General features: G+C 66.2%; 31 protein-coding genes. 11 read left to right on the forward strand and 20 right to left on the reverse strand.

What is annotated here, in order from left to right:
* Window positions 1–2,181: hypothetical protein (locus C5C17_RS00315; RefSeq protein ID WP_146079025.1), on the reverse strand; the 2,181-nt coding region annotated here is incomplete at its 3' end.
* A gap of 183 nt (window positions 2,182–2,364) precedes the next feature.
* On the opposite strand from C5C17_RS00315, the gene C5C17_RS00320 reads away from it, so the two are divergent.
* On the forward strand, window positions 2,365–2,745 hold the full coding sequence (locus tag C5C17_RS00320) for a MarR family winged helix-turn-helix transcriptional regulator (RefSeq protein ID WP_219820441.1): 381 nt from the start codon (window positions 2,365–2,367) through the stop codon (window positions 2,743–2,745).
* Window positions 2,746–2,814: 69 nt separating this feature from the next.
* Here C5C17_RS00320 and C5C17_RS00325 read toward each other — a convergent pair whose 3' ends face one another.
* Both C5C17_RS00325 and C5C17_RS00330 read right to left on the reverse strand, forming a co-directional pair.
* Window positions 2,815–3,165 (reverse strand): hypothetical protein, encoded by a 351-nt coding sequence (locus tag C5C17_RS00325; protein WP_146079026.1) that lies wholly within the window; start codon window positions 3,163–3,165, stop codon window positions 2,815–2,817.
* A 76-nt stretch (window positions 3,166–3,241) separates the two neighbouring features.
* Window positions 3,242–3,496, reverse strand: coding sequence for a hypothetical protein (locus C5C17_RS00330; protein ID WP_104251395.1), 255 nt, complete (start codon window positions 3,494–3,496; stop codon window positions 3,242–3,244).
* 438 nt (window positions 3,497–3,934) lie between these two features.
* Between C5C17_RS00330 and C5C17_RS00335 the strand changes: the two genes are divergently transcribed.
* The 3 genes from C5C17_RS00335 (at window position 3,935) to C5C17_RS00345 (ending at window position 5,487) form a co-directional block, all read left to right on the forward strand.
* Window positions 3,935–4,432, forward strand: a complete 498-nt coding sequence (locus tag C5C17_RS00335) for a GntR family transcriptional regulator (RefSeq protein WP_104251396.1) — start codon at window positions 3,935–3,937, stop codon at window positions 4,430–4,432.
* A gap of 60 nt (window positions 4,433–4,492) precedes the next feature.
* Window positions 4,493–4,678 (forward strand): hypothetical protein, encoded by a 186-nt coding sequence (locus tag C5C17_RS00340; RefSeq protein WP_104251397.1) that lies wholly within the window; start codon window positions 4,493–4,495, stop codon window positions 4,676–4,678.
* Between the two features lie 170 nt (window positions 4,679–4,848).
* Complete coding sequence (locus C5C17_RS00345; RefSeq protein ID WP_104251398.1) at window positions 4,849–5,487, forward strand: recombinase family protein; 639 nt, start codon at window positions 4,849–4,851, stop codon at window positions 5,485–5,487.
* Window positions 5,488–5,530: 43 nt separating this feature from the next.
* Here the strand turns inward: C5C17_RS00345 and C5C17_RS00350 are convergent, their stop codons facing one another.
* The 6 genes from C5C17_RS00350 to C5C17_RS00370 all read right to left on the reverse strand — a co-directional run bounded on the left by C5C17_RS00350 (window position 5,531) and on the right by C5C17_RS00370 (window position 7,865).
* Window positions 5,531–5,809: a hypothetical protein gene (locus C5C17_RS00350; RefSeq protein ID WP_104251399.1), complete on the reverse strand. Its 279-nt coding sequence runs from the start codon at window positions 5,807–5,809 to the stop codon at window positions 5,531–5,533.
* 150 nt (window positions 5,810–5,959) lie between these two features.
* The gene (locus tag C5C17_RS00355) at window positions 5,960–6,472 is read right to left on the reverse strand and encodes a hypothetical protein (protein ID WP_104251400.1); all 513 of its coding nucleotides are present in this window, start codon (window positions 6,470–6,472) and stop codon (window positions 5,960–5,962) included.
* A gap of 89 nt (window positions 6,473–6,561) precedes the next feature.
* Complete coding sequence (locus C5C17_RS18295; RefSeq protein WP_146079028.1) at window positions 6,562–6,777, reverse strand: hypothetical protein; 216 nt, start codon at window positions 6,775–6,777, stop codon at window positions 6,562–6,564.
* Window positions 6,778–6,782: 5 nt separating this feature from the next.
* Window positions 6,783–7,007 (reverse strand): hypothetical protein, encoded by a 225-nt coding sequence (locus C5C17_RS18300; protein ID WP_146079029.1) that lies wholly within the window; start codon window positions 7,005–7,007, stop codon window positions 6,783–6,785.
* A gap of 125 nt (window positions 7,008–7,132) precedes the next feature.
* Window positions 7,133–7,537: a hypothetical protein gene (locus C5C17_RS00365; protein WP_104251402.1), complete on the reverse strand. Its 405-nt coding sequence runs from the start codon at window positions 7,535–7,537 to the stop codon at window positions 7,133–7,135.
* A 55-nt stretch (window positions 7,538–7,592) separates the two neighbouring features.
* Window positions 7,593–7,865 (reverse strand): hypothetical protein, encoded by a 273-nt coding sequence (locus tag C5C17_RS00370; protein WP_104251403.1) that lies wholly within the window; start codon window positions 7,863–7,865, stop codon window positions 7,593–7,595.
* Between the two features lie 128 nt (window positions 7,866–7,993).
* On the opposite strand from C5C17_RS00370, the gene C5C17_RS00375 reads away from it, so the two are divergent.
* Both C5C17_RS00375 and C5C17_RS00380 read left to right on the forward strand, forming a co-directional pair.
* On the forward strand, window positions 7,994–8,455 hold the full coding sequence (locus C5C17_RS00375) for a hypothetical protein (protein WP_104251404.1): 462 nt from the start codon (window positions 7,994–7,996) through the stop codon (window positions 8,453–8,455).
* 113 nt (window positions 8,456–8,568) lie between these two features.
* Entirely contained in the window at window positions 8,569–9,474 is a 906-nt protein-coding gene (locus C5C17_RS00380; RefSeq protein WP_181028411.1) for a zeta toxin family protein, read from the forward strand.
* Between the two features lie 86 nt (window positions 9,475–9,560).
* On the opposite strand, the gene C5C17_RS00385 is transcribed toward C5C17_RS00380, so the two are convergent.
* From C5C17_RS00385 to C5C17_RS00395, 3 genes are read right to left on the reverse strand one after another with little or no spacing between them, the layout of a single operon-like run.
* Window positions 9,561–10,145, reverse strand: coding sequence for a hypothetical protein (locus C5C17_RS00385; protein ID WP_104251406.1), 585 nt, complete (start codon window positions 10,143–10,145; stop codon window positions 9,561–9,563).
* A gap of 5 nt (window positions 10,146–10,150) precedes the next feature.
* On the reverse strand, window positions 10,151–11,257 hold the full coding sequence (locus C5C17_RS00390; protein ID WP_104251407.1) for a hypothetical protein: 1,107 nt from the start codon (window positions 11,255–11,257) through the stop codon (window positions 10,151–10,153).
* Complete coding sequence (locus C5C17_RS00395) at window positions 11,250–11,648, reverse strand: hypothetical protein (RefSeq protein WP_104251408.1); 399 nt, start codon at window positions 11,646–11,648, stop codon at window positions 11,250–11,252. The genes C5C17_RS00390 and C5C17_RS00395 overlap by 8 nt, the downstream gene beginning before the upstream one ends.
* 252 nt (window positions 11,649–11,900) lie before the next feature.
* Between C5C17_RS00395 and C5C17_RS00400 the strand changes: the two genes are divergently transcribed.
* From C5C17_RS00400 to C5C17_RS00410, 3 genes are read left to right on the forward strand one after another with little or no spacing between them, the layout of a single operon-like run.
* Window positions 11,901–12,314: a MobC family plasmid mobilization relaxosome protein gene (locus C5C17_RS00400; protein WP_258065756.1), complete on the forward strand. Its 414-nt coding sequence runs from the start codon at window positions 11,901–11,903 to the stop codon at window positions 12,312–12,314.
* Between the two features lie 38 nt (window positions 12,315–12,352).
* Complete coding sequence (locus C5C17_RS00405) at window positions 12,353–14,017, forward strand: relaxase/mobilization nuclease domain-containing protein (RefSeq protein WP_258065757.1); 1,665 nt, start codon at window positions 12,353–12,355, stop codon at window positions 14,015–14,017.
* A gap of 10 nt (window positions 14,018–14,027) precedes the next feature.
* Entirely contained in the window at window positions 14,028–14,870 is an 843-nt protein-coding gene (locus C5C17_RS00410) for a hypothetical protein (RefSeq protein WP_104251411.1), read from the forward strand.
* A gap of 320 nt (window positions 14,871–15,190) precedes the next feature.
* Here C5C17_RS00410 and C5C17_RS00415 read toward each other — a convergent pair whose 3' ends face one another.
* The 8 genes from C5C17_RS00415 to C5C17_RS19055 are packed head-to-tail and all read right to left on the reverse strand — an operon-like array spanning window position 15,191 to window position 23,920.
* Window positions 15,191–15,655, reverse strand: coding sequence for a DUF4913 domain-containing protein (locus C5C17_RS00415; RefSeq protein ID WP_104251412.1), 465 nt, complete (start codon window positions 15,653–15,655; stop codon window positions 15,191–15,193).
* Between the two features lie 2 nt (window positions 15,656–15,657).
* Window positions 15,658–17,457, reverse strand: a complete 1,800-nt coding sequence (locus C5C17_RS00420) for a type IV secretory system conjugative DNA transfer family protein (RefSeq protein WP_104251413.1) — start codon at window positions 17,455–17,457, stop codon at window positions 15,658–15,660.
* Window positions 17,454–19,082: an ATP/GTP-binding protein gene (locus C5C17_RS00425; protein WP_374953876.1), complete on the reverse strand. Its 1,629-nt coding sequence runs from the start codon at window positions 19,080–19,082 to the stop codon at window positions 17,454–17,456. Before C5C17_RS00425 ends, C5C17_RS00420 begins: the two co-directional genes overlap by 4 nt.
* The gene (locus tag C5C17_RS00430) at window positions 19,079–20,587 is read right to left on the reverse strand and encodes an SCO6880 family protein (protein WP_181028412.1); all 1,509 of its coding nucleotides are present in this window, start codon (window positions 20,585–20,587) and stop codon (window positions 19,079–19,081) included. Before C5C17_RS00430 ends, C5C17_RS00425 begins: the two co-directional genes overlap by 4 nt.
* Entirely contained in the window at window positions 20,574–22,256 is a 1,683-nt protein-coding gene (locus C5C17_RS00435) for a hypothetical protein (RefSeq protein WP_104251415.1), read from the reverse strand. The genes C5C17_RS00430 and C5C17_RS00435 overlap by 14 nt, the downstream gene beginning before the upstream one ends.
* A gap of 3 nt (window positions 22,257–22,259) precedes the next feature.
* Window positions 22,260–23,015, reverse strand: coding sequence for a hypothetical protein (locus C5C17_RS00440; protein WP_104251416.1), 756 nt, complete (start codon window positions 23,013–23,015; stop codon window positions 22,260–22,262).
* Between the two features lie 2 nt (window positions 23,016–23,017).
* On the reverse strand, window positions 23,018–23,320 hold the full coding sequence (locus C5C17_RS00445) for a hypothetical protein (RefSeq protein ID WP_104251417.1): 303 nt from the start codon (window positions 23,318–23,320) through the stop codon (window positions 23,018–23,020).
* A 15-nt stretch (window positions 23,321–23,335) separates the two neighbouring features.
* On the reverse strand, window positions 23,336–23,920 hold the full coding sequence (locus C5C17_RS19055; protein ID WP_308471298.1) for a DUF6668 family protein: 585 nt from the start codon (window positions 23,918–23,920) through the stop codon (window positions 23,336–23,338).
* A 110-nt stretch (window positions 23,921–24,030) separates the two neighbouring features.
* Here C5C17_RS19055 and C5C17_RS00455 point away from each other — a divergent pair, with 110 nt between their 5' ends.
* Entirely contained in the window at window positions 24,031–24,552 is a 522-nt protein-coding gene (locus C5C17_RS00455; protein ID WP_104251419.1) for a hypothetical protein, read from the forward strand.
* A gap of 2 nt (window positions 24,553–24,554) precedes the next feature.
* On the forward strand, window positions 24,555–25,616 hold the full coding sequence (locus tag C5C17_RS00460; protein ID WP_104251420.1) for a M23 family metallopeptidase: 1,062 nt from the start codon (window positions 24,555–24,557) through the stop codon (window positions 25,614–25,616).
* The last annotated feature ends 2 nt before the right edge of the window (window positions 25,617–25,618 follow it).

Genomic DNA, 25,618 nt, shown 5'->3' on the forward strand with positions numbered 1-25,618 from the left:
GGTCGGAGCCGGGGCCGTGAACGCGTGGGCTGGGTCGTTGTCGGTGACCTTTGTGCCCTTCGGCGTGGTTGCCTCGACGGTCATGGTGTTGACGTGCTGGACGCCAGCACCCAGCGCGGGCAGGATCGCGGTGCAGTTCGTCGAAGCACCTGGTGCGAGCTCGTACGTCTCGCAAGTGATCTTGTCTGCGGCGATCACGTCGTCCGTGACCTTGATCGTCACCGGAACCTTGAGGGGGTTGGTGACGACGCCCTTCACGTTGCCGTCCTCGTCGGGCTTGAGCTCGACGGCATCTGCCACCGTGTTCGCGTCCTTGTCGTTGATGAACTTCACGATGTTGATGCCCGGGTTGTAGGCGTTCGCCGGGTCCTCATCCTTGACCGGCGTTCCACCGTTCGGAGGCGTACCGATGACGGTCAGCGTGTTCTTGTGCCACTCGCCCGGCTTGAGCACGTCGCCCGTGGCCTTGCACTCGGTCGACGCGAACGGAGCAAGCACCATCGTTTCGCAGGTGAATGCACCCTCCGGCAGCACGTCATCCTGGAGCGCGAGGTCAAGCGTGGTGCCACCCTTGTTCACGATCGTCGCCGTGAACTCGAGCTTTTCGCCGTCCTTCACTTCGGCGGCGGTGTCGGGGTCGTTTGCGTCCTCACCGTTGACGTACTTGGTGACCTCGATGGCTGCCGGGATGAGCGGCACGGTGAGCGCGTCGCGTGCCTCGACCTTCTGGAAGGCCCAGTCGTCCATGATGCGCATGTCGCCCCACGAGCCGGTGCGGCCGTTGTTCTGGTTGGGCGAATCGCCACCGGCGTCCCAGCCGTGCACGCCACCGTTGGAGGCCGTGCCGTTGCTCTTGAGCTCGGGCGTGGTCGACCAACGCTCAGCGCTCGTCGCACCCTCGAACATCGTGTCGTCCCAGTAGAGGGACGAATCGCCAGCTGAGGGGCCGTTCAGCGTCGTGATCGACAGGCCGCCGATGCTCGTCTCCGTGTCGTTGCGGATGAAGTGCAGGGGGTTCGCCTGCTCGGTCGCGACCTCGATGTTGACCGGGACCTCGATGTTGACCGGATTACCAGCCGCGTCGAGGCCGTCCCACTTGAGCGAGAACGGGCCCTCCTCGAGGACCTGGACCTTCTCGTGACGATCGACAGCATCGGAATAGGACCCGTTGCCGTCAGCGTCGATGTTGACCGAGACAACGCCGGAGCCACCGGTCATCTCGCCGGTGATGGTGCCCGCGTTCGCGGTTTCCGCATCGCGCGTGAAGCCGGTGATCTTAAGGCTCAGTTCCTGAAGAGCTGGGTTGACCCATGTGTCGCTGCTCCGACCATCGCCCCAGTTCTCGACCGAGGCGGGGAGATCCGCTGCCGGCTCGTCGAGGAACAGTCGGAAGGAGTCCAGGCCTTCGACCTCGCCGGCCGTTGCGGGCGTCCAGTAGTCCGCACCCGCACCGTCGAGCTCCGGGCTGTGCTGCTGCGGCACGGACTTGAAGACGCTGACGCCTTCGCCCTTCTTCGCGTTGCCGATGTTGTTCATGACGAGCGTGGAGTCCACGCCGTCGTAGCCGTTCAGGTCGATCTTGTACTTGGCGCCCGCCGAGTTGATCGCGTAGACAACGTGATCTGCGACACCGGATGAACGGATCGCGAGGGACTCCGACCACACGCGGCCCGGCTTGGACTGACCATCAGCGCCGAGCACGGCTACCGACCACTCCATGTTCGCGGCCACGTAGTCGTCGGCTGGCTGCGTCTTGAGGTCGATGATGTCGATGGACCAGTTGCCGGAGACGGTGGACGTGAAGGTGCCACCGAGGGTGGCGGATGGGGCAGTGACCTCGCCGGAGTCATAGACCACGGCACCGGCCGGGTCCTTGATGACGACGCGGCCACCCTGAGTTGCCGGGTTCTCGGCAAAGTGGTGCGCCTCGAACTCTGCGTGCAGCTGCTCGCCGGCAGCGGCGAACGCGAAAAGCGTTGTCGTGCCGGCGTTCGGCTTCCCACCCTGAATGAGGGTGCCGTCGAGAGTGGACGTCGCTGAGCCAGCAGGAGTCGAGACGGCAGCGTTGGCACCAACGCCACCGCTGATGACCGATCCCGCGAGCACGGCGAACGCCAACGCTCCGAGTGTTGCCCGTCGAGCGCGCTGGCGCTTCGTTGGAGCCTTAGTAGTGGTTTCCATGGTTCCCTCCCGGCACGACTGAGGCGCGCCGTGTGGACGTGTACGTACCGCACAGGCTTCGATTAAAGCTGTACTGTTACAGTAAATCTCACTACTAACATTTAGTGCAAGTCCAGGTTTGGTCGTCTCGGCACCACGCGAGCCGGACCGCACGTTCCGATAGAAAGGGGTCACAATGGGGGCGTGCCTTCGTATGTATCCGACTATCCCGAGCCAGAGGTGGCGGGTGCTATGGCACAGCGCGGCCTGCTGATGCAGCCCATCCGCAGCAAGATCGTGAGGTTCCTCGTGCGTCAAGCCGAGCCGGTCACGGTGCCCGAGATTGCTGCGTCGATCGAGGTCGACTACCACCCGACGCTGCGACACGTGAAGGAACTTGTCGCCATGGGGTGGATGGACCCCGTGCTGAAGGCCGAGGACAACATTCGGCGCTACACGCTCAATATCGATTCGGCCGGTGAGGCGATGCTCGAGTACGTGCATGACACGCTGGGCGAAAGCTTCGACGAGCTACTGCGAGTCCACCTCGACAAGACGACCACGGCGCGCAATACGCAGGAGTAGATGCGCTAGACAACGAGGGTGGGGCAGGAATCCAATTCCTGCCCCACCCTCGTTGTCTATGACTGGCGACTAGTCCGCTGTCTCGCCGCCCTCAGCTGCCAACACAGCCCGTTCGATGCGCCGGAGGTCCGCTTCGGTGAGGACCTGACCGGATGCGACAAGCTCGGCCAGAAGGCGGCCGATGCGGTTGAGTGCCTTCGTGTGCTCGCGCAGGGGCTTGAGTAGTTGAGGTTCCAGCTGCCGCGGGTCGGCGGGCGGATTGTCCTTGCGTGCCTCGATCTGGCGGTTCACGAGTTCACGCGCCCAACGAGCGATCTGCCCGTATCCGTCCTGGCGAGACTCTGACTCCCATGCGCGGCGTTCGGCGTCGTCGAGTCGCACGGACACAACATGCTCGCGGTGCGCGCCAGACTTAGCCATGAATCTCCCGGTTGATCGTTGCGCGCAAGCATACCGATTCCCGAAAATCCGTCACCGCCCCACTTCATCGCGGCACCTAGCGGTCGCCGGCCACGAGACAAGTGCGGCAGTCCCATTCCCCGCGAGCTAAGAGTTCTTCCTGCCACCGGAGCTTGGGCCACATGGACGTGAGCAGATTCAGCACCGCGTGGATGTTCAGTGAATACAAGCCGGCCTCCTCGATTACGAGGCCGAACGCTACGTGCTCGTCGAGCATCTCCTGTGCGGCTGCCGGGCCCAGGCACAGGTGGCGGGCAATGTCACCCACGTTCTTAGGTCCGACGGCAAGCATGTGCAAGAAGTGCCCTCCTTGATACCGGGGCCACCGGTCAAGGTCAGGGGCCGGCACAACGAGCTCAAGGTAGTGCGACGACGGCGCGAGTGATTCTGGTTGAACGGAGGGGGCCCCGTGTAGCTGAGCGTCAATCATGAACGCACACTACCGCACCTATAAGTGGCCTTTTACCGCTACAGATGCTCTAGAAGGTCGCTTCTGTTGTGTGTCAGGCAACTCATCCATGGACGATACGCCTGGGGGGCCCGTGGATCTGCGGAAATCCCCCGATTGCGACATATTGGATCACTTTTGCGCATCCCGGAGAAATCTGCCGGGGTGGACAGTCGTTCGAAAATAGTCCGGTGCAATCGTCCACTCGTTCTCGTTTGCTGAGATTTTCGACGATGACTCATTCGTGTGTTACGTCACTGCCGCCAGTGTTAGAGTGGTCGCATGTCCGAAGTAGACGAAGCGTATGCGTGGCTCAAGGCTCACATCACATCCGGCCGTGTAGCCATCGGTCGGCGCCTGCCGTCCATTTCTGAAACCCAGCAGGCCGTCCCCGGGACAAGTACCCGTCACGTTCGCGCTGCGGTGACACGACTGCGCGATGAGGGCATGGTGTGGGTCGAACACGGCCGCGGATCGTTCGTCGTCAGCACGGAGCGCCGGCAAGACAAGGACGTGGCCGAGCTGCTCGAGCTCGCAGGGCAGCAGCTCGCGAGCGCCCGCCGGTTGATCGCTGCACAGAACCACGATGCCCTTGTCATCGACCTCAATGACGAGGCGGAGCTCACGGTGCTCTCAGGAGCTCTGGATGCCTACGAGAGTCAGTGCCAATCCCTCATCGACGACCGCTGGAACGAAACCGAGGCCAGGCAGCATCTCGCCGTCGTACATCACCTCCGAGTGCGCATGGGGCTCGCAGGCGGTTCGGAACCTGAGCGTTGACCAGGCGAGGTTCGTGAGCTCACCGCTACTCTCGTGCCCCGACTAACAGAATGAGGACCCATGCCCGAAACTGACCTGCTCAACATCGAACGAGCCTCGGCCTACGCCGCACGCTACGGGATCACCCGAGCACGCCTTGAAGAGGCGTTGAGGGCGAGCGAACTCCCCGCCGGCATCCTGCCTCGCGGGGGATGGGTTATTGCTGCTTCCGACCTGGAGGCGTGGGTGGATGCAGAGGGGCACTGAGTCGTAACGGGGCGACCGCGCCGAAATCGATCGTTTCCGACGCGGCAGCCTCCGAGGTCGTCGACGACGCCGACATGCCGCCCCTCGTTGCGTCGGAACTCCGCGCCGAAACGCAAACGCGCCGTAAGTTCAATCGCACCCATTGCGGCGCGCGCGGATAACCTCACCTCATGAGCAGCATGATCGGATACGCGCGAGTCTCGACCAGGGATCAGAGCGTCGACGCCCAGATCGCGGAACTTGAAGCCGCGGGCTGTGCTCGAGTGTTCGTCGACCATGGCCAGTCCAGTCGCAGCGCCAACCGACCCGAGTGGCATGCATGCCTCGACTACGTGCGTGAGGGCGACACGCTCACGATCAGAGCGCTCGACCGCATCGCCGGCACCGAGCAAATGGCGATCGAGCAGATACGAGCCCTCGCTGCGCGTGGTGTCCGCCTTAAGAGCCTCACTGAGTCCTTCTTGGACATAGACCCCTCAACAGCCATGGGCGAGGCCATGCTCGGCATCATGGCCGTGCTGGCGCAGCTGCGCGTCTCGTCTATCCGAGAGAACACGAAGCGCGGAATTGCACACGCTCGAGAGCAAGGCAGGGTCGGCGGGCGCCCGACAGTGATGACTGATGACAAGACCCGCGAAGCGTTGAGGATGCGAACTGAAGGCGGTATGAGTCTGCGCCAGATTGCCAACGTCCTCAGCGTGGGGGAGGCATCGGTACGTCGAGCTCTCGCCCGAGCAGGCGACGTCGAGGCTGCGCAACTCTCGGAGGTCGCGGCCGGCCTGCATCCTCCCGCCCTGACCGGGATGTAGTCGGGGCGGGAGTCGGGATCGTCGAGCGCTCCGCGGGCGAGGATTACACCCGACGTGGCAGTCGCTCGAAGGTCAGGATGAAACCACGCAGAGCATCCAGCGCCTTCGTGGGGTCAGTAGTGGTCCGGTCGTCACCACCCCTGCCGTTGGTCGGTACGTAGCCAACACTGGGGCCACCGTCCGAGAACTGCACTTCGATCCTGACGCGGGGGGAGTCCTTGCCGGAATGGTCATTCGTGATTGCCGAGATTCGCACGATGTGTTCGGTATTCAGAATCTCGGTCTGGTTCGTGTCAACGTTGGTCAGCGGAAAGAAAGCCATGGCCGTCTCCTTGGTTCGGTGTGGATGGGTAGCTGATTGTTGCAGTTACCACCGACATTCCCGGAAGGGTGTCACGTCCACCCACGCGCAAAGAGAGCACCTCCCAATAGGGAGATGCTCTCTCGCGTAGCCCGTTACTCGGGTGAAGAGTCAGAGGCCCCAGTCGTTGGTGCCGGCGGGGCGGGTCATCGTGAAGGTGTGTGACTTATACCCCACGCGTCCGTAGTCCAGTCGGTCGAGGCGCTCGATCTTCTGGCTCTTCGCATTGAATACCCACGCGGTCACGCCTGCAGCGCCGTCACTGAATGTTCGCTGCCATCCGATGACGGGGGCGTAGTCCAGGTCGCTCGCGTCGCGGCCGCGCTGCTCGTACTCGAACGCTGCCCACCAGCCCGAGACTGGCGTCATTGGATCTGTTCCGTGCGCGGCGACATTCGGGCCTGTCACGGAGAGCCATGACTGTGGCGCGAAGGTGATGATGGACACCTCTCCGATCTCCGCGGGAGTTCCTGGGAGCTTGGGGTGGGTCGCGTACGACTGGGTAAGGATCTCCAGAGCACCACTGGGATGAACCACTGCCAGCGGCGTGTGCTGCTCGAACTTCCCGTTCTCCTCAATTCGGGCATCCCAGAAGAGGTGCTCGTGACCGCTCGCGAGAGTCACGGTGACATTGTGTTTCCGTGGGGAGTGGCGACCGTCGTGGCCACGAACGTCCTCACTCTTGTAGGGGCCTGCCCATTCTGTAATTGCGGTCATTGTTGGTTTCCTTTGGCTTGATGGGGTGGCTTTCGGTGGCGAGCTGGCTGCTGTGCACGCCTCCATGAATCACTGTGTGCGGCGGCGCGAAGTGCTGCCCTGTCCTGCTCAACCATGTCCTCGTAACGCAGCTCTGCCAGCGAGAAATCCTCGAAGCCGACGGCGTGCAGGGCATCCAGTCTTCGCTGCTCGTCTGTCGTCGGAATGTTCATGTCTACTACCCTCCGAGTCCGCTGCCCGGGGTCCAGCGCTGCACGGCAACGGATGCAGGCCGGACGGAAACCCCATAGAGCGCACCCAGGGCCGTGGAGACGTCGAGCGCTGCGAAGAGAAACTCTGGGCGAGCCTGGGCTGAGCTGGCCGCCGCGAGGATGCCAATGACGTCCTCTGACAGGAGTTGGAATGCTGAGGAAGCCTGCCCGGTGATCGAGAGTGTGTCCACGCCGTCGCACCATTCGTCGACGAGTTCGGGGGCGCGCGGGTTCAGGTGTGTAGGTGCGACGCGACGAACGATCGGCGTCACTCGATGCAAGAAGTCCCCGACCTCCAGGTGCTCGCCCTGGCCCATCACAGGGTCACCGCTCTCTCGGCGGCGCGCAGTCCATCCGGTGATCCTGCAGCTGCCTTCTTGGCGGCTTCGTGACTGTGGCTGCGCACGGCGTCGCGCGCCGGTGACCTGGGGGTCGCATGCTCGCGTTGTGCCGTCCGAACGATGTACTGCTGCAGGTTGCGCAGGACGGTCTGCTGGTCTGTCTCCGTGGGGTCGAGGGACCCGTCGGCGTGCACGGGAACATATCCGCGTTCGATGGGCTGATCCGACCGAGCCGCGATGACGAGCAGGACGGGTTGCGGGGCTGCGGGGTTGTTGCTTTCAACCGCCGTCGCTGGCCGCGCCGTGAAGTGCGCAATGTGATCCGCGTTGATGAGCTCTGTACGCCCCGCGTAGACCTCCGTGAGTGTGATGAATGCCACAGCCCACCCCTTTCACTGAATGTATGGACTTACATTAAGTGTAAGCCCTATCGAGTCAGAAGATGTGGACGAGTGACCACTGTTCGCCGTCGAATTTGAGGTCATACAGCTGGGGCTCCTCACCGGTTCCGTCGCGTGCTGCGCTGACGCGCCAGAAGGCGTCGTCGAGGCGTCTCATTGACCCGGTGCCGTGCCACCAGGCTGGTTTCCGTCTGTAGAAGAGCAGTGGTTGGGCGGTGATCAGGTACGGGAAGCGCTGCCACCAGAACACCCGCGGTTCGTCGTTCGCCATCTCGACGGTGATCGGGTCGTTGATGATTGTGGACATGTGTTCGAGTGTCTCTCGCGCCACCGACAATCGCCCAACTGATCGCTGATAGCTTTCCCTATCACTCTTTGATAGGATTGCCTATGAGGCGGGCAGTCTCAGTGCTCGCCGCGAGGTGAGGAGTCCTCATGACCATCACGAACATGCCTCCGGCAGTCGCGAAGCTGAACCAGCTGCGCGCGGAGCGCGAAGTGCTTGACCTGGACATACGCCGGACGCTCAACCGCGTCCGACAGATGGACAGGACGCAGCGAGAGATCGCTGACTGGACGCATATCGCTCAGCCCACGTTGAGTGGTCTCTACCGCACCGCCGAGAAGGTGGCTGACCCGCTGGATGGCTTCTCTGGCGCCACCCCAATGGAGATCTGCCTGCGCTACGCGGCCGGCGAGCTCGAGCAGGAGCAGCTCGTCGACGAGCTCGCGCGGTTCCCGTACGCCGACATGGATGCGCCCGACGACGTTGACGGTCTGACGGTGAACCCTGCTGGCACGTGGAGCGAGGTTGTGAGCGCGAAGCGGCGAGGTCTCATCGACGCCGAGATCTACGCGGCTGTCTTTGAGCGCCTGCACGGCTCCGCTGCCGCGTGAGCGATCCAGACGTCGCACGTCATATGGAGCTCGTGCGTGAGCTTTCACGCGAAGTGCTCCACCGAGATTCCCCGCACTCAACGAAACGCAACCCGCAGTGGTGGCGCGGGGATATGCCGACGCCGGCGAGGGAAGCGCTGCACGAGCGCATCACGGCCGAGCTCTTGGCGGAAGCGCCGAAGGTGGAGTTCAATCGGCTAGCACTCGTGATGGCTGGTCCGCCTGGAGCCGGAAAGGGCTCCATTCGCAAGGAGATCCTGGGCGATGCTGAGGAACAGTTTCTCGTCGTCGACGCTGACAAGTTCAAGGAGAAGCTGCTTGAAGCTGCCGTCGAGGATGGCAGCTTCGAGGAGTGGATCAAGCCCAAGGAGATCCGCGAGCTCGAAGCGCGCGGTGAGGTGTTTTACCCGCTGGAGTTCGCGGCGCTCGTGCACGAGGAGTCGAGCTATCTGGCGACACAGCTGCGCGACGATGAGATGGAACGCGGCCGTAATCTCGTGATCGACACTGTGCTGGCCGATCCCGCCAAGGCCGTCGCGCTCGGAGAGCAGTTGGAGGCTGCCGGCTACGGCGTGCGCGTCGTCGACGTCGAGGTGCCGTACGAGGTGTCAGAGGCGCGCATCCGCCAGCGGTGGGAAGAGCGGTACACCGAGGCAGTCGCAGGCAAGGATGTGCTGGGTGGTCGCTGGGTCCCCAGCACCTATGCGCGCGAGGTATACGCCGGCCCGGGGCGCTCGTCCATGCCCCGTGAGAGCGCCCGCCGGCTGGCGGAGGAATGCCAGGCGGTCACGCACTACCGCGTGTACTTCACCTCCCCGGAAGAGGCAAAGAAGGCAGCCGCAACGCCGACCCTTGAAGTCAACCAAGCGCGCGACATGGAGGACGAGGTGCCCCGCGCGCTGCGCGACGTGAAGAAGCCGGCGGGTGGGCGCATGAAACCGCCGACGCCGCCGCGACCGACGACGGCACCCAGGCGCACACCGCCAACCAAGGGGCGCTCGGGGCCAGAGCGCGACTAAGCGACGATCCACCCCCCTGCACGCGCAAATCTCCCCCTGGTGAACATTCATCAGGGGGAGATTTGTCTTTCCCGTGGGTGCGAGGTCTAGCGCCCCAGCTGTTCCCTACTGGCCGCCGTCTGAGTGCGTTCGATGGGCGAGGGTGCGCCCGCTTGCGCGGTTCCGGCGAGCGCGGGCTGCACACTCGAATAGTTGGCAGCGCGCAGTCTCGTGATGCGTTCCAGGTCCACGTCAGGACCCGACGTGATCGGGTGCGCGGCGTTGTACTCGCGCAGCGAGTCCGCAAGCCCAGCATGGAGCTTCTCGAGGGCGAGAGCTGCGCTGCCCTCGCTGACGAAAAGCGCTTCCGCGAGCGTCGCCTGCGGCGTCTCCGCGCGCAGTCCATCGCGCGCGAAATCCCGGACGTCGAGGGCGCCGTTCCTGGACCCATCGACGTCCACAGAGATGGCGACCATCGGGGACAGCTCCCTCTCGTTCTCGTCAACCGCGCCTGGGTAGGCATAGATGAATGCCCGTTGCATCTGCGGGCCGTGTGAGGTCCCCATGAACTGGAACGTCCCCCACTCGACTTCCTCGGGCGCAAACTCGGGCAGCTGCTCGATCGCGTCGAGCGCGTCGATAACGGGGCGATCCCAAGTATTGATCGCGGCGGACGGATCTTGGTCTTTCATGATGGCTACCGCTCGACCGAGGGCGCGTGCGTTGAGAGCCCGTGCCGCAGGCCGGCGGCTTCCGTGGGAGGCACCTGCGCGGCCGGAGCCGAGCCGCTGCCGTGAGCGAAGTTCGCCTGCCGGAGCCGAGTGATGCGATCAAGCGTTTCGTCTCTGGCTGGACCCTCTACCCCGCCGCGGGCGTTCGCTGGCTCGGTCATGGACGCTGCTCGGTCCGCGCCGTGCCCCGCGTTCGTCGCGGTTCGCTGCGCGAACTCCGACGCGAGCGCTGGTTGCAGGAGGTCGACCATGCGTTTCGTATCGGCGTCGCTGATGTTGAGGCGGCTCGGAACGTCGCCAAAGACGTGGTGAAGGGACCCGTCATCTCGCGGAACGAGGGTCTTGATTGATCCGCGCTCCGCGTCCGATGCGTCAACACTGAATGTCACTCCCGTCGCCGGCACATCAGGCTCAAATGGCAGGTCAGGGAGCACATGCACCTGCATGCTCGGACCAGTCGGGCCCTCAACAAGAGCGGCGTCCCCGAACACGAGCTCGCCCCTCAGTGACGGCAGTGCCTCGATGGCCGCTCGTGCCTCAGTGACGCTCCCCAGCGGCGGCGCTTCACCCTCCCGCTCGAGCGCGGGAGCGGTGGCATCACGCGAGGTGTCAACGGCGACGCCCGCGAACGCAGCCTGCATCTGCCGCTCTGCCGAAGCAAGCCTCTCGCGCGCGTCGAAGTACGCTGCCGTGTAGACCTCGTGGTTGCCTTCCATGGTGCCGCGGACGCTCTCGATCGTGGGTGCCGTCCGCGAGGGATCGAGCTGACCGGAGTACCGGTCGCGCAGTCCACCGTCGATCACGTCGACGGCCCGATCAACGCCAGCGTCCAATCCTTCCCAGGTGCTCGCCGCCAGCATCGCCGCGCTCATTCGAGAGCGCAGCTCGCCCTCATTCAGGAGCGGTCCTGTCGCCACGGCCTTCGCCGTGTCGGTCAGCGATCGGACCGCGCTCAGCCGATCAGCCATCGCCACCCGGTAGTCGCCTCGCGAGAGCTCATCGCATCGCTGCTGGCCGTAGACCATCGCGTCCTGCATCGACTCTTCAAGATAGCCCTCTTCGAGTTCACTCATGGCCGTTCATCCCCTGGTCGCTCGACTCCACCGCAGCCGCCGAGTCGTCGACCGCGGGCCCCGGTTGCGGTGCTGCGCGCCGCGCTGTCGCCTTGGCGCGCTTGCGGACGCGCTGCGCTTTCTGGGGCTCCTCCAAACCGATCCGGCGCAGCTCAGCCGGGGTCCACCCTGCCGTAATAGCTGCATTGAAACTGCGCACGTCGTCGGCCTCCGCGTCACGGATCAGCGAAGCCAGTTCAGCCTCCAGCTCGGCGCGCCGCCGCTCCGCGTCGGCGCGCACCTCCTCCACCATCTGCCGCGACTCCGCGAGGCCGCGAACAGCCTCCAAGCGAACCCGTTGCGCACGCTCCGCGCGAGCAACGGCCTCCTCTACACTCACTGTCTTTGTCATGCATTAAGTCTAAGCCCTGTCATTTACTCCAAACCACTGCGGCGGCGCAGTGGGAAGGCACGGGGCGGCGGAGCCGCTGCCGCGCCCTCCCGTTGGTCGGCGCGGCCCGTGATGGAGTCCCGGACGGAGCAAGCTATACACTTACCCATGGTAAGTGGCTTGATTCCTGGCCTTCCGCCCAGGAATAGGTCACACTGGAGGTGTGGTCCCCGCAGGGTGCGGGGTCGCTGCGCTGGGCCTGGAGGTGGTGTTGTGACGGACGAGGCGAACGCTCGACCGGGCCGTGTTCGTCGACGCCGCGCCAACGTTCCGGGCGGGCGTGCGAAGAAGCACGAGGTGTGGGTGTCGGCCGAAGAGGAGGCCGAGCTGTACCAGCGAGCGTTGCGCGCCGGGGTCGGGATTCCGCGTCTCCTGGCGGAGGCTGCCATGGCTGATGTGCCGGGCGAGACGATGACGGAGCGGCGCAAGCAACTCACTGAGCTTTTCCGCCTGCACCGCACGCTCGCGGGTGCCGCGAACAACCTCAACCAGATCGCTCGCGTGACGAACGCGGAGGGCATGTTGCCGGTGGAGCTGAGGGCCGCGCTCGCATCGACGATGGCCGAGGTGCGCACGGCTGCCGAGCACGTCCAGGGCGTCATCGAGGCGAACGGGTTGCGCTCATGATGCCGAACGTCGTCAGGGGCGACCGCATGGCTGGCCTGATGACGTATCTCGTCGGTGACGGCAAGCGCAACGAGCACACAGAGCCGCATGTCGTTGCCGGGGATGCGGCGATCATGGCTTGGTACTCGGATACCGAGTTGGGCCGCGATTCCGGCCTCCAGATCGCGCGCCACTTGGACCTCCCGCAGCGCACGTTCGACGCCGACGTTCCCGGCGGTCACGTCTGGCATTGCTCTCTGTCGCTCCGTGCCGAGGAAGGCATGCTCACCGACGAGAAGTGGGGCGAGATCGCTCGTGACTTCATGGTGCTCATGGACTTCGACGATCCCGCCAGCCCGAAGGAGCCGACACGATGGGCGGCGGTGCGTCACGGCGTCAGCCAGAACGGCAACGACCACATTCACCTTGTCGTGAACCTCGTCCGCGAGGACGGCACCAAGGCGAGCGTCCACAACGACTTCCACCGCGCCCAGCAAGCCGCTCGTGCATTGGAGGTCAAGTACGGACTGGAAACGCTGGAGTCGGTGAACGCCGAACGCTCCACGCGCGGCTACGACCCCGCCGAGATGGAGGCGCAGTCACGCGCTCGAGCCCAGCGCCGGCACGAGCTCGCGCACCAGGCGGACCCCGCGAACGTGCCCGCTTGGGCGCAGCTGCCGGCGCTTGAGCGACAGCAGAAGATTCGCGCGGAGGTACGCACCGATCAGCCTCGCTACGAGCTCGCACGCACGGTCCGCGCGTGCGCCGCTGCGTCGCAGGACGAAGCCGAGTTCGTCCGCCGTGCGCGCCGCAGTGGCCTCCTCCTGCGCCCCCGCTTTGCGGAGGGCACCCAAGACGTTGTTGTCGGCTACAGCGTGGCCCGCAGGCCCGAGGTAGGCGAGCGTCCGATTTGGTACGGCGGCGGTCATCTCGGCCGCGACTTGACGCTCCCGAGGCTGCGCGCTGAATGGCCGGACACCCCGACCGGCGCGACCGAGGCAGCAGCGGAATGGAACGCCGCGTACCGAGGCCGCAGAGTCGTTGCAGTCGGCCGCGAGAACGACGAGCACGACCCCGAGATGCTCGGCGCTCTCAGCGAGCAGCTGCGCTCCGTGCGGCAGCAGCTCGGCTCCGTGCCGCTCGACGACCGCGAGACGTGGGCGCGTGTTGCTCGCCACACTGCCGGCGCGCTCGCCGCGTGGTCGAAGGCGACAGAGGATCAGCCTGGCGACCTCGCCCACGCGTCCGACGTGCTCGCACGCTCGGCACAGACCTGGCGCGCTCCGATCAAGCCCAAACCCACGGGCATGCTGTCCTCGTTTACGGGTACTGCAATGCTCCTCGCCGCGGCCGCGCAGGGAGGCCGGGGCGTTGCCGCGCAGATGGCCGTCGCCCGCCAGCTCGGCAACCTCGTTCGCACGATTTTCGACGCGGCACAGGCAGCCGGCGACCTCCGCCAAGCGACCGCGATTCGTGACGCACACAGCACCAACCTGCACCAGGTGCACGAGCGCCTCGCAGCGTTCGAGAAGGCTCAGGCGCACGTCCACGCGCCCGCAGCTCCCGCACCGGCGCTCGACCCCGAGATGCAGGCAACGCTTGACCGGCTCAACGCGACCCGCGGTGCCCGCCCGGGCACGAGCTCACCACTCCCGACGCAACTTCCCGAGCGAGCGACCGCGCGCCCGCTCGCGCCCAAACACGACCGCGGCATCGAACGATAAGGGGACCACCATGGAAGAGAACGACGGCATCGAAGACAGCCTGAACGGGATGATGCGCACGGCCGTCATGGCCGGCACTCGCTTTGCCGAGTCGTTGGGGCGGGAGATCGAGCGCAAGGTGCGCGAGCGCGAGGCGGAGCGCCGAACCGAAGCACGCGAACTCGCTACCCGATTCGACGCGGAGCGCTCCGTGGCGGTCGCGGATCTGCGCCCTGTTCATCGCCCCGATTGGTGGGACAAGGCAAGCCCCGAGCAGGTCGGACGCACCCTGGCGACTGCGCAAGCGTGGCGCGAGCACGAACCCGAGGCGGCGTTCGCTGAACGTCGCATCCGCGCGGAGCTTTCCGACCGCTACGGCATCGACGTCGATGCCGCCGGTGGCGACCCGGCGCGCGTGCAGGAACAAGTTGCCCGATGGGAAGCCGAACGCCTGCAACGTGACGCGGACCTCGAGCGGCAGCGTGAGCAGCAGGAGCGTGGCGAGGCCACGGCCACACTGGCGGAAGCCGACCGGCTCGACCGTGAAGCCGAACGCGCAGAAGAAGTCGCTGTGCACGAGCCTGACCCCGCGGAGCGCGAACAAGCGCACGGCGAGGGCGTCGAGCTGCGGGACCGCGCCGCGGACGCCCGCGAGGACTCCGGCGTCAGCTACGACAGCGCCGAACGCCGAGCGCGCGACGCCGCCAAGCTTGAAGGCAAAGCCATCGACCACGACGTCATCGCAACGCGCATGCGCGCCGATGTGAGCCAGGGTGCGCCCGCGACCGAGGCCGTCGCCACGAAGCGTGCCGCGAAGGCCCGCAAGGGTCGCACCAGCACGACTCCGGGGCTCCAGCAGCAACGCGCTCGCTAGACCAGGTTCACGCGAGGAAGGCCGCACCAATAGGTGCGGCCTTCCTCGCGTCCTGGATGCGCGAATTGCCCTACGGCGAGAACACCCACCACATCAGACCCATGACACCAGACAAGATCCCGAAGGCGAAGCTCGGTAGCCACCAAGGCGAGGCATTCCCGACCGGACGCCGGCGACGATCGATTCGCCACACGACCCAACATGCGATCGCCATGACGCCGTACCCGAGCGCCGCAAGCGCAAGTAACGACGCGTCGTCGGGTCTGGGTAACCCAGTCGAGCCCGACGGCAGGGGGTCCGGCCAAACGAACAAGACGTTCTTAATCATGCGCTGCCTCCCGCTGGCGCTCGTCGATGAACAGACCTTCCGGTGGTTCGGTGTGCGGCAAGGGCTCGCCCCGCGACGTCTTGACGTCGCTCGCGCCGAACGGACCATCCCCGGCCATGAGCTTCGGCATGTGGTGGTCAGCATGATCGCGCCACCACACCGATGTACCTGTAGCGCCGTCCGTGCGCAGATGCTCCCACGAGCGCCAGAGCGATTCGAGACGCATCACGGCCTCGTCGTGACGCCACCATTCCGGGTCCCAGAACGGCTCCTGCCGCCCCGTCAGCACGCGTTTGTATGCATGACGCAGGAACTCGCGGAAGAACTCGCTGACGTTCCCGTAGACCAGCTGCGGTGCCGGCGTCTCCGCGTCCTCCTCGAGGATTTCACCCGCCTCGTTAACGCGGCCAACTCCCTCCACCTCCTCGGAGTCATCCCAATTCTTGAAGCCGCTCATCGTCACTCACCCGGCCCGCGCTGACGCTCCCAAGCCGCAGCCGACGACAGCGCTTCTTCGTTCTCCGTGAGCTCCCTGGCTCCGTCCTCGATGGTGCGACTGCCCTGGGGGTCGTAGGTCATGATCGATTCCCGCACCGCCTCCGCCTGGCTGCCGCGCATCCACGGCATGGTGCGAATCAACGTGGCCCGAGATCCTGACGAAAGAACGATCGCCCGCCCCTTCGGCATGGCCGAGAGCTGCTCAATGTCGAGCGTCCGTTCGCGCTGCACGCTCTGTGACACCGACCGGGTGCCGGCGCTCGTCGAGACGGTCGTACGCACCCGGTCATGATCGCCCACCAGGCGCGAGAGCGTCTCCAAGAACTTGTCCTCCTTCACGCCGCCCCCATACACCGCGACATTCGCAGCCGACCAGAGCTTGGTCATCCCCGACTCACCCCACACGTCGACGCCCTGCGACCAGGACTGCAGAATCGTCATGAGGATGATCCCGCGGCTTCCGTAGTGGCTGTAGAGATCTGGAAGTGTTCGCCAGCGGCACACGTTCGCGGCTTCGTCCAGCACGCCAAGCAATGGCCGCGCGAGGCGACCGCCCGCAGACCGTGTGGCGAGCTCTTCGGCAGCCTCGACCACGGCCACCGTCAGTGCAGTCACGAGCGGACCGGCGGTGCCCTTGCCCTCTTTCGAGAGGCTGTAGAGCGTCCCCATGCCGCGCACGAACACCTGAGGGTCGAACGCCGCGCGCGTCTCGTTCGGCTCCCGCGTGATCCACTTCACGATCGTCCGGTTTGTGAGGCAGTTCGCCATCTGCTGCGCGGTGCCGTAGATGCCCCCACGCTGTTTGTCGGGCGCGTTCACGACGCCGGCAACTTGGTCGGCCATCAGCGTGAACCCGTGGTCCTCGAGGATGCCGACTGGTGCGGCTTCCGTGGGCCGGGTCAGCCACGCGTAGACGTCGGTGATCGGGCGTCCGTCGAGCGCGGCCGCGAGGAGCAGACCGGCAAGCAAGTCTTGGCCCGCCGGGTCGAAGTATGCGTCACCCTTCGCGCCGGGCTCGCGACTCCCGGAGGCGAAATGCTCTGCGAGCTTCGCCGCTCGCACTTCATCCGTGACGTAGCTGAGCGGGTCCCAGTACCAGTTTGTCGGCTCATTCGCGATGCCCTGGGGATCGAACACCCACACCGGCCCCAGCGGCGCTCGAACGCCGCGGGTGGCATCCACAATGTCGCGCTTGTTCGAGGTCACCAGGCACGCCCCTGGGGCCGCCAGAATCGCAGGTACGGCCCGAGAGGTGGTCTTGCCCGTTCGTGGCCCCCAAATGTCGATGTGCATGTCCTCCCACGAACCGAACAGCGGCTTGGCCGTCAACAGGTGGTTGCCGATCGGCACGCCTGTTGCGTCGACCACGCCGAGGCGCTGGGCGGTGGCCTTCGCGGCCTTCTCTCCCAGTGCCTCGATGTCGCGGCCCGTCCCCAGGTAGCGCGCGGCGCCGTCGACCCGTGTTCGGTGCTTACGCCCCGAGCGCGCTGTGAGCGCATATGCGCCCACCAGGAGCCCGAGGGCCACCACGAACAGCACCACGAGCCACGTCGCCGTCGACGGCCACTCAACCCGCCCAGTGAAGAGCCCGATGATGAGTTCGAACGGGTCGGAGGGCACCCCCGCCGAGGTGCCCTCGATGCGATGCCCCAGGGACACGGAGCCCCAGAGCAGCGCGATCAGGGCGCCAGCTGACAGCGCCACCCACAGGACGCCGAGCGACTGTCCTGGCTGGTCTTTGCGGCGGTTGTTGACGCTCATACTGCTGCCCCCTCTGCCCGGTCAAGCAGCCCCACGCGGGACTGTTCCTCCCACAGCGTGTTCGTGTTGTTGACGCGCAGGGTCGTGCCTTCGGTGACCCACTCGCGCTCCACCGCCGTCAGCTCCACATTCACTGGAATGCCTGGCCGGCCTCCAACCTTGATGAGGAACTTTCCTCGGCCGGGAGGCGCGATTTCGCGACCCGATGCCGGGTCCCACTCGGGCGGGTCCTGCCACCCCACCATGAGCTGTTGTTCTGCGCTCGAGAACGGCACCGCACTCGTGAGCAACGGCATCTCGGCCGAGGGCAGACCTCCACACACGACCATGCCGGAGCGCTCCACGAAGCCCTTGGCCTTCATGCGGTCCTCTTCGCTGGCGAGCGCTTCGAGGTCGCTCATCGTGTGCGACACCATCGCCATGCCGACGCCGCGCTGCCGGTTCAGGCGCGTCAGTGCGTCGACGCGATCGACCATGCCGCGGCCCGCGCGCAGCGCCCGCCACAGCTCGTCGAGCACCACGAAGTAGTGCCGGCGTGGCTCCAATCCCGCATCCGCCAGCGCCGTCGCGACGTTGACGGTCCCAAACCCCGCCGACCAGCAAGCGAGCAGCGCGGCCGCCTGCAAGTCGGTGTCAGAGTCATCGAGGGAGGACACGTCGTAGACCACGGCCCGGTCGCGCACCATTGGATTCGTGGTCTGCTTCGAGAACATCTCCCCGAGACGGCCACCACCCACGAGGCCGATGAGGGAGGCTTCCAGATCCTCCGTGATGGCCTTGTACCGCGTCTCGTCGCCACGATCCAGCGCAACCTCACGCAGCTCGGCGGGGCCTTGCTGGATAACCTCGAGGAGATCCGCGAGCACCGGAACTCCGACGTGGTGCGCGTCGAGGTACTTCAACGCCCGATCCAGGATCGTTTCTTCACGGTCCGTGGGCGGAGCCGATCGGCTGATCGTCAGCAGTGCCGACACCATCGTGTGCCGCCGGCTGTGCGCGTCCGCGATGACTTGTCCGGCTTCCTTCTCGAACCCGGCCTCGCGCAGGCGCATCGCCGCCTCTGTCGCTTCGCCTGGGTCGAGCACGTTCAAGTACCCCCGGCCACGGCCGAGGGTGATGACCTGCCCGCCGAGGGCCCGAATCAAGTCCACGTAGTCGGGCTTGAGGTCACCCAGAACCACGGGAATGACGCCGTAACCGGCAAGACCCGTTGCCATGCGCCGAACGACCGTCGACTTGCCGAGGCCCGGCTTCCCGAGCACGAACATCGACGGGTTGCTGATGAGCTTCGCCCGCTGGAACCACGAGATGGGATCACAGCAGACCGTCGAACCATTCATGAGATGCCGCCCGAGGGGCACGCCGATCATGGGCGTGCCCGCCCCGACCGCAAACGGCCACAGACCGCACACCTGGACCGTCGTGGCACGCCACTCGGCAGCTTCCTGCACGTACACGGCTTGACCCCGAGCACGCCCCATCCACCCACGAGGACCGGGGCGCTCCACCCGTGCCTCCCTCGCAATGACGCGCTCCAGCTGGCGTTGCCGCCGCTTCGCCAGCGCTGCTTCCTTCTCCACACGACGGCGCACATGCCGCTCCTGCGCGCGAGTCTCCCGAGTCATAGGTTGCTCCTCAGTTCGGACGGAATCTTGATGTGTTTCGGAAGGACCAAGCCGAGCGGCAGAGCGGCCGCGAACGCCGAATCCTGTGAGCCATACACGCGGCGCAGGCGCAGGCGAGCGCCCGCGCTCAGATTGTCGATCGCGGCCGAGACGTCGGCTTCCTCCGCCGGATCGAACATGGTGGCTGTCACGAGCATCCCGAAGTTCACAAGGCCGGCCCCACTCGCCTCTTCCCGCGCGGTTTGCGCCGCCGACGAGACGGCAAGGGTGTCCCTCGCCGAGGGCTTGGCCGACGCCGACGACCGGAACTGTGCCGCTGAGAGATCCGCCTCGACCATCCCGGCCGCACGGCCCGCAGGAATCGGACGGTAGAGCAGCGTGACGCGCTTGCGGGCAATATCCGCCCGCGGTGCGAGCAAGCGCGCGAGCACCCCCGACTGCACATGCCCGTGCGGAGCGCGAGTCATCGACCAGGTGACGGAGTGCCCCGAATCATGCCGATAGCTCGACCACGACGCCTGCGCGGCCGAGGGGCCGGCGTCCGCCCAGCTGCTAACGAGCGAATCGCCCGAGAGACGCGCGTTGTCGATGAGCGGTGCAACAATCGGGTCATACGCGACCCGCACGAGCTCACACAACTGCTGTGCGGTCACCGGGTGCGCAGCCCCAGCACCCGTCGCTTGCAATGTCTGCGTCAGGCCCGGCAGGCGCGAGGCGAGCTCGCGCGCCATCTCGTCCGGCTTGCGCCGCCGACCACCCGGGCGAGCTGCCGCCCGGAACGTGATGGCAACGTACGCGCGAACCACGCTCGAGCCGGCTGGATACCCCTCGACGGCCTGCGCGAGCGTCGCCCGCGCGAAAGCTGGCGCCGTGGGGTCGATGTTCGCTTGCACCTCGCGGCGCAGACGCTCGCCAGAGTCGGGCGCTGTCTCGATGGTCACCGAAGCCGACTCGACGCCAGCTTCATCCGCCAGCTGCGCGAGCCAGTGGCCCCAATCAGCCACCCACACGTCGATCTGCTCGCCATCGACAAGGACCGCGCCGGAGGGTTCCGTGCCGATGACCACGCTGAACGTAGCCGTGGCCGGCGTGTAGAGCAGCGCAAAGGGCCGGTTGTACGAATCGACGTGCTCGCTCAGGCGCATACCGGCGGCCAGCCCCGGCAACTGGTTCGTGCCCCACGGGGTCTGTCCCGTCGGGCCAGACCGGTAGACGTTCGCGCCCTGAGCCCGTGTCGCCCACCAGCCAATACGAGTGGAGCTGCGCGCCAGCGCCGACTTCCCGTCCGAGTCCTTCACAAGGAGGAACGCCAGGAACATGATCAGAACCACGGCGAAGATGAACGCGGCGAGAATGCCGGCGGTCATCATCAGCAGTGTGCCGAACAGCAACCCTCCGAGGAGGATTGCTGTCCCAACCTTGCCGAGTCCGAGGAGGCCAGCCGACACGGGCTGCCTCCAGTTGCCATATGTCCGAACGACGTTCGGTGTCTCAATTGCTGCCACTGGGTCCTTCTCCTGTCATGTGGTCGCCCACGCTCTTCGCGGCCCCTGCGGCCGCGCCACCGATTTGCTTGCCGACGCCGATCGCGGCCCCTGCCGCCGCACCGACGGGACCACCGGCGGCGCCCGCCGCGGCGCCCGCCGCGACGCCGCCACCGGCAGCAGCTCCTGCACCAGCACCGCTCGCCGCTGCACCCGCACCACCAGCCGCGGCACCGGCACCTCCACTTGCTGCGCCACCGGACGCGGCACCGGATGCGACCCCAGGCCCGGGAGGCGTCATCTGCGCCTGCCCGGACGGCGCGCCCGAACCGGGCCCGCCCGTGGAGCCGTTCTTTCCGCCGGCTCCCTGCCCGCCATCGAGGCCAGACGAGCCGGTCTGCGACGAAGCGGGCGACGAGCTCGAACCCTGAGGGGTCGAGGGTGTGGAGCCCTTGTCTCCACCACCGCCTTGGAACAGGCGGCCGAGCTGCGCCGCACCGCTGGGGAGGGCTGCGGCTGCGCCCGCGGCCAGGGCGGCACCGCCGGCGCCACCACCGCTACCCGATGCGGCGGACACCAGCGGCGTCACCAGGCGCATCATGGCTGGCAGCGCGACGATCGCCAGCGCCAGCATCATCACGCCGGTCATCACGGACAGGATCTCTTTGCCTTCACCAGAGAACACGTCCGCGCCCGCTAGCTGGAAGGCGACCGCATACACGATCGCCGCGGCAGGCTTGTAGAGCACAAAGGCGATCAGCCACGTCACGATCTTGTTGAACCACGCCAGCCCACTCGGGCCAGCCATTGCCGAGGCTGACGCCACGGGCAGCAGGCCAGCGAAGATCACCAGCGCACCAGAGCGGGCCAGCATGAGCACGATCTGCGTCATGGAAGCGAACATCGCCACGAGGCCAATGACGATGACCAGCAGCGGCCCGAGAGCGCTGCCGGTCGAACCCGTCAGAATGAGCAGGGCGCTCACGTTCGTTCCGAAGCAGGCCCCGTCGTCCATCGAGCAATCCAGTGACGCGTCGAGAATCCACACGGAGAACGTGTCCGCGATCGAGATGAGCAGTGACACGAACGCGATGCCGGCGCTGGAAACGACGACGAGCCGGATGATGCCCGTGAGGATGTCCTGGCCCGGTTTCGCGCGCATCTCCCACGCCATACGTGCCGCACCCACGATGGTTGCTCCTACGGCCACCGCGAGCATGATCCACCAGAGGTGCCCCTGGAGGAAGCCAGCAGCGCCCCCAACGCCGACCGGGCTGTTGGGGACGAGGCCGGACACGAGCCCCCCGGCAGCGCCGATGAGGATGACCGCACCGAGCACGACGCCAAGCCGGCCTACCGATCGCGCACCATCACCGCGCCGCATCTGCATGGTCATCATGACCGCGAGGATGATGAGCGCGAGAGCCGCGATGCCGAACGAGATCCAGGTGATGTAGCTGAGCAACGTGAGCACGGACGAGCCGACCACCACGGACTCATCGACCGCGGCCGGCGCGTCACCGCCAGCCAGGTCGGGGGTCGGTATGTCCACCCACATGGTGCCAACGGAGCCGACGACTTTCCCGACGCCTTCCGCGATCGCTCGCGCCCAGTCCTCGATCACCCCATCGAGGACGGCCTTCGCGCCTTCGGCCGCGATGCACTTCGGATCGAACCAGTCGCACGCCACGAGCTACACCCCCCACATGACGTAGCCGGCGAGGTTGGGCAGCAAGGCTGGCGTTTGAGCGTCCTGTCGCTCGTAGGCGAGCTTCCAGTCACCGTCCGCCCATTCGAGCGGAACAATGCTGGAGAGATAGACCGTCTGGCCCATCCCTACGCCCGTCATGCCGACGTCGACCCGCGCTGTCACGCCGTCGTACGACAGCAGTTTGTAGCCGCTGACACTCATCCGCATCGCCCCGTCATCCGGCGTTGCCGTCAGAGCTGCCTCCTGAAGCTCTGCGCGCAGCGGGCCGACCACGGACGCGTCGACGAACGCTTGCCGCCTCCCTGGGTCGCCCAGCTGTGCCACGCCAGCGGAGGCAGCGAACACTGCCCCCGCGGGTGTGCGCTCGAAGCACGCTCGTACGCCCGAGGGCAGTGTCACGCCTGGCCCGGATTCGGTGGAAATCGGGTAGGTAAACGAACCCGTCGCCTCCCAGAGAGCCGCGGGAGCAGCATCGAGCCGGCCTTCCATCTCCACCCGCGGCAGACCGCACATCGACGCATCCGACACCGGTTCCGCGACCGGCGTCGGTTCCACCGTTGCCGTCACGCTGGCGCTGGCGCTCGGCGTCGTCTCAGTCGGCGCGGCGTCCGGTCGCAACAGGCCGACCGTCACGACGACGACACCAAGCACAGCAATCACGCCCACAACTGCCGCCGAGGCGATGAACCCTGGCTTCCGGTACGGGCTCTCCGCCCGCCCCATGCTGTCCCGCGCCACGGTCAGCCGCCCATGAGGGTCGTGACGAGTCCGACGCCGCCACCGATCAGGATGACGCCACCGAGAATCCAGCCGAGTGCCCCGAGGTGTTCCCCGCCTTCACCGCGACGTGCGTTGAAGAACATGCGAATGGCAACGATGATGAGCGCGACCCCGGCGAGGGCGTATCCAATCCACTTCGCCCACGAAATGATCGTGTCGAAGCCGCCGAGTCCCGGGGGCCGGATCGGCCCCGGGTTCGGGATCATCGGCGCAACTGCCGCCGAGTATTCCAGTGAGTGCGCGAGTGTTTCCAAGAGAGGCATGTGCCCCGTCCTTTCCTAGTTGGGTGTGATGATGAGTGCGCTGAGCTCGTCGACGACGCGTCGAGCTTCGCGCGGGATGACGGACGGGTCGCTACCCGGAATCCGCCAAGATTCGATCCACGGCACATGCCAGCTGCGAGCGAATCCACCGCTCGCGAGCTGCATCTGATCGCGGAGAGGTCGCGGCAACTTGCCTGGCGCGTCGCTCATCACGACGAGGCCGAGCAGATCCACGTTCGGGACCAGGCCAGCCGCCCACTGCTGCGCCGCAGCCTGCGCCGAACGCAGGCCTTGCGTGTTGGAGCGGGCAACGACCAGAACCCGTGACGGCGCGGCCTGTCCGGCCGGCCACCGATGCGCGGTCGCGTGCGCACCGGGCAGAAGCCTCGCCAACGACGATTCACCGGCACCGCCATGCGCGCCCAGCACATGCACTGGAGCCCAACCCGGATACGGCAGCACAGGGAGCAATGAATCGGCGTCCGGCACCGGCACGCCGACCTGCGGTGCAGTCGGTCCGGTCGGTGTCGGTGGCTTCGGAGTCGCGTTAACGACGACCGGAGCCGTCTGCGGCCCGAGATTCAGCCATGGGTTGGTCACTTCAATCCCCCCGATAGTGTTACGTTTAGTATCACGACTTAGATTTAGTGTAAGTCATGCTGGAGGGTGGGATAACCCCCGCTGACTTGGCCCGTCAGTCAGGAGAATTCATGGAACGAATGCTGCGCAGCGCCCTCGTGGGCGCGGTCGCGCTTGCCGCCCTCGCCGGCTGCGCCACCCCAGCGACAGACGCTGCACCCGCGACCAGCGAGGCGCAGCACGCGCATGAGCACGGCCACGCACACGGTCAGATCGACTCCGACACGGGCGAGGTCATCACCTCGGAGCCCGTCGCGACCCTTGACGCCGATGCCCGCACCAGCGCCGAAGCGACCGCAGACCAGGCCATGCGCGCCTACGCGCGCCCGACGCTCGACGCGCAGACCTGGTGGACTGAGCTCAGCGCCCTCATGACACAGCAGGCCCGGCAGGACTACCAATACGTCCAGCCCAGCGCGATCCCGGCGAACGCCATTACGGGGCCGGCTGCACTCACCGACGACACCAGCGCCTACGTCGTGCACGTTGACGTGCCGACCAACGCCGGCATCTACACCGTCATCCTCACTCGTCAGGATGGCGCGAGCTCATGGCTCGTCGCCCGCATCACGCCCCCCATGCCGGAGGCGTAGCCATGGCCGAGCAAGACACCAAGCGCGGCGGAACACTCGCGCTCCTGGCGGCCCCGCTGCTCGCCGTAGGCCTGCTGTTCCCGCTCATGCTCACGAGCTCTTCCACGATGGACACCTGCAACCCCACCGCAGGTAGCGCCTCCAGCGTCACCATCGACCCGTCGAGCATCCCCAACGTCACCATCGACGAGTACGGCCCCGATCGCCTCATCAATGCCGCGTACATCGTGCAGGCTGGCAAGGCACTGGGCCTCGGGGCACGTGACCAGACCATCGGCGTCATGACCGCGATTGGTGAGTCGTCCCTGGAGGTCAAGGACTACGGCGACGCCGTGGGCCCCGACTCGCGCGGCCTCTTCCAGCAGCGCGGCAACGGTGCATGGGGCAGCTACGAAGACCGCATGAACCCGACGATCAGTGCGACCAACTTCTTTAAGGCCATGCTCGTCGCCGTCCCTGATGTCGAACGGCAGACCGCTCCCCCAACTCTTGTCGCGCACCGCACCCAAGGCAACGCAGATCCGTACCACTACGAGTCGTACTGGGACACCGCCGTCCGCATCGTTGACACCCTCAGCGGAGTCAAGACCGGACTGGCGACCGGCACCGGCGGACAGGCATGCAGCGCCGCAGGCACCCTTCCCGGCCAGGTCAGCAAGGACGGATGGGCCAAGCCCGCTGACGGCCCCAACACTGACGGATACGGCCCTCGCAGCTGCGAGGGGTGCTCCTCATTCCATCGCGGCGTAGACCTCGCTCCCGGATGCGACGCACCGATCTGGGCCGCCCAGAAGGGTGTAGTCACCTTCGCTGGCTTCGACAGCGCCGGAAACGGCACCATCAAGCTCGACCACGGCGGCGGCATCGGCACGAACTACCTGCACATGTACGAGAGCGGCATTCTCGTCCGTGAGGGCGACACCGTGAACGCCGGACAGCAGATCGCCCGCGTCGGCAACACCGGCCAGTCCACCGGCTGCCACCTCCACTTCGCCGTCGTCCAGAACGGCGAACTCATCGACCCCGCGCCCTTCATGGCGCAGTTCGGCATCTCGCTCAACTAGAA

The organism is Pseudoclavibacter sp. RFBA6, assembly GCF_002931575.1.
Taxonomy (GTDB): Bacteria; Actinomycetota; Actinomycetes; order Actinomycetales; family Microbacteriaceae; genus Pseudoclavibacter; species Pseudoclavibacter terrae.

Coding starts and splice junctions, on each gene's coding strand:
- C5C17_RS00405 (WP_258065757.1), top strand. CDS start 12,353: ATGACGTATCTCGTCGGTGACGGCAAGCGCAACGAGCACACAGAGCCG.
- C5C17_RS00420 (WP_104251413.1), bottom strand. CDS start 17,457: ATGAGCGTCAACAACCGCCGCAAAGACCAGCCAGGACAGTCGCTCGGC.
- C5C17_RS00330 (WP_104251395.1), bottom strand. CDS start 3,496: ATGCTTGCCGTCGGACCTAAGAACGTGGGTGACATTGCCCGCCACCTG.
- C5C17_RS00340 (WP_104251397.1), top strand. CDS start 4,493: ATGCCCGAAACTGACCTGCTCAACATCGAACGAGCCTCGGCCTACGCC.
- C5C17_RS00350 (WP_104251399.1), bottom strand. CDS start 5,809: ATGGCTTTCTTTCCGCTGACCAACGTTGACACGAACCAGACCGAGATT.
- C5C17_RS00370 (WP_104251403.1), bottom strand. CDS start 7,865: ATGTCCACAATCATCAACGACCCGATCACCGTCGAGATGGCGAACGAC.
- C5C17_RS00455 (WP_104251419.1), top strand. CDS start 24,031: ATGGAACGAATGCTGCGCAGCGCCCTCGTGGGCGCGGTCGCGCTTGCC.
- C5C17_RS00415 (WP_104251412.1), bottom strand. CDS start 15,655: ATGAGCGGCTTCAAGAATTGGGATGACTCCGAGGAGGTGGAGGGAGTT.
- C5C17_RS18295 (WP_146079028.1), bottom strand. CDS start 6,777: ATGAACATTCCGACGACAGACGAGCAGCGAAGACTGGATGCCCTGCAC.
- C5C17_RS00375 (WP_104251404.1), top strand. CDS start 7,994: ATGACCATCACGAACATGCCTCCGGCAGTCGCGAAGCTGAACCAGCTG.
- C5C17_RS00335 (WP_104251396.1), top strand. CDS start 3,935: ATGTCCGAAGTAGACGAAGCGTATGCGTGGCTCAAGGCTCACATCACA.
- C5C17_RS00380 (WP_181028411.1), top strand. CDS start 8,569: ATGCCGACGCCGGCGAGGGAAGCGCTGCACGAGCGCATCACGGCCGAG.
- C5C17_RS00425 (WP_374953876.1), bottom strand. CDS start 19,082: ATGACTCGGGAGACTCGCGCGCAGGAGCGGCATGTGCGCCGTCGTGTG.
- C5C17_RS00325 (WP_146079026.1), bottom strand. CDS start 3,165: ATGGCTAAGTCTGGCGCGCACCGCGAGCATGTTGTGTCCGTGCGACTC.
- C5C17_RS00395 (WP_104251408.1), bottom strand. CDS start 11,648: ATGACAAAGACAGTGAGTGTAGAGGAGGCCGTTGCTCGCGCGGAGCGT.
- C5C17_RS00390 (WP_104251407.1), bottom strand. CDS start 11,257: ATGAGTGAACTCGAAGAGGGCTATCTTGAAGAGTCGATGCAGGACGCG.
- C5C17_RS00410 (WP_104251411.1), top strand. CDS start 14,028: ATGGAAGAGAACGACGGCATCGAAGACAGCCTGAACGGGATGATGCGC.
- C5C17_RS00445 (WP_104251417.1), bottom strand. CDS start 23,320: ATGCCTCTCTTGGAAACACTCGCGCACTCACTGGAATACTCGGCGGCA.
- C5C17_RS00460 (WP_104251420.1), top strand. CDS start 24,555: ATGGCCGAGCAAGACACCAAGCGCGGCGGAACACTCGCGCTCCTGGCG.
- C5C17_RS00385 (WP_104251406.1), bottom strand. CDS start 10,145: ATGAAAGACCAAGATCCGTCCGCCGCGATCAATACTTGGGATCGCCCC.
- C5C17_RS00345 (WP_104251398.1), top strand. CDS start 4,849: ATGAGCAGCATGATCGGATACGCGCGAGTCTCGACCAGGGATCAGAGC.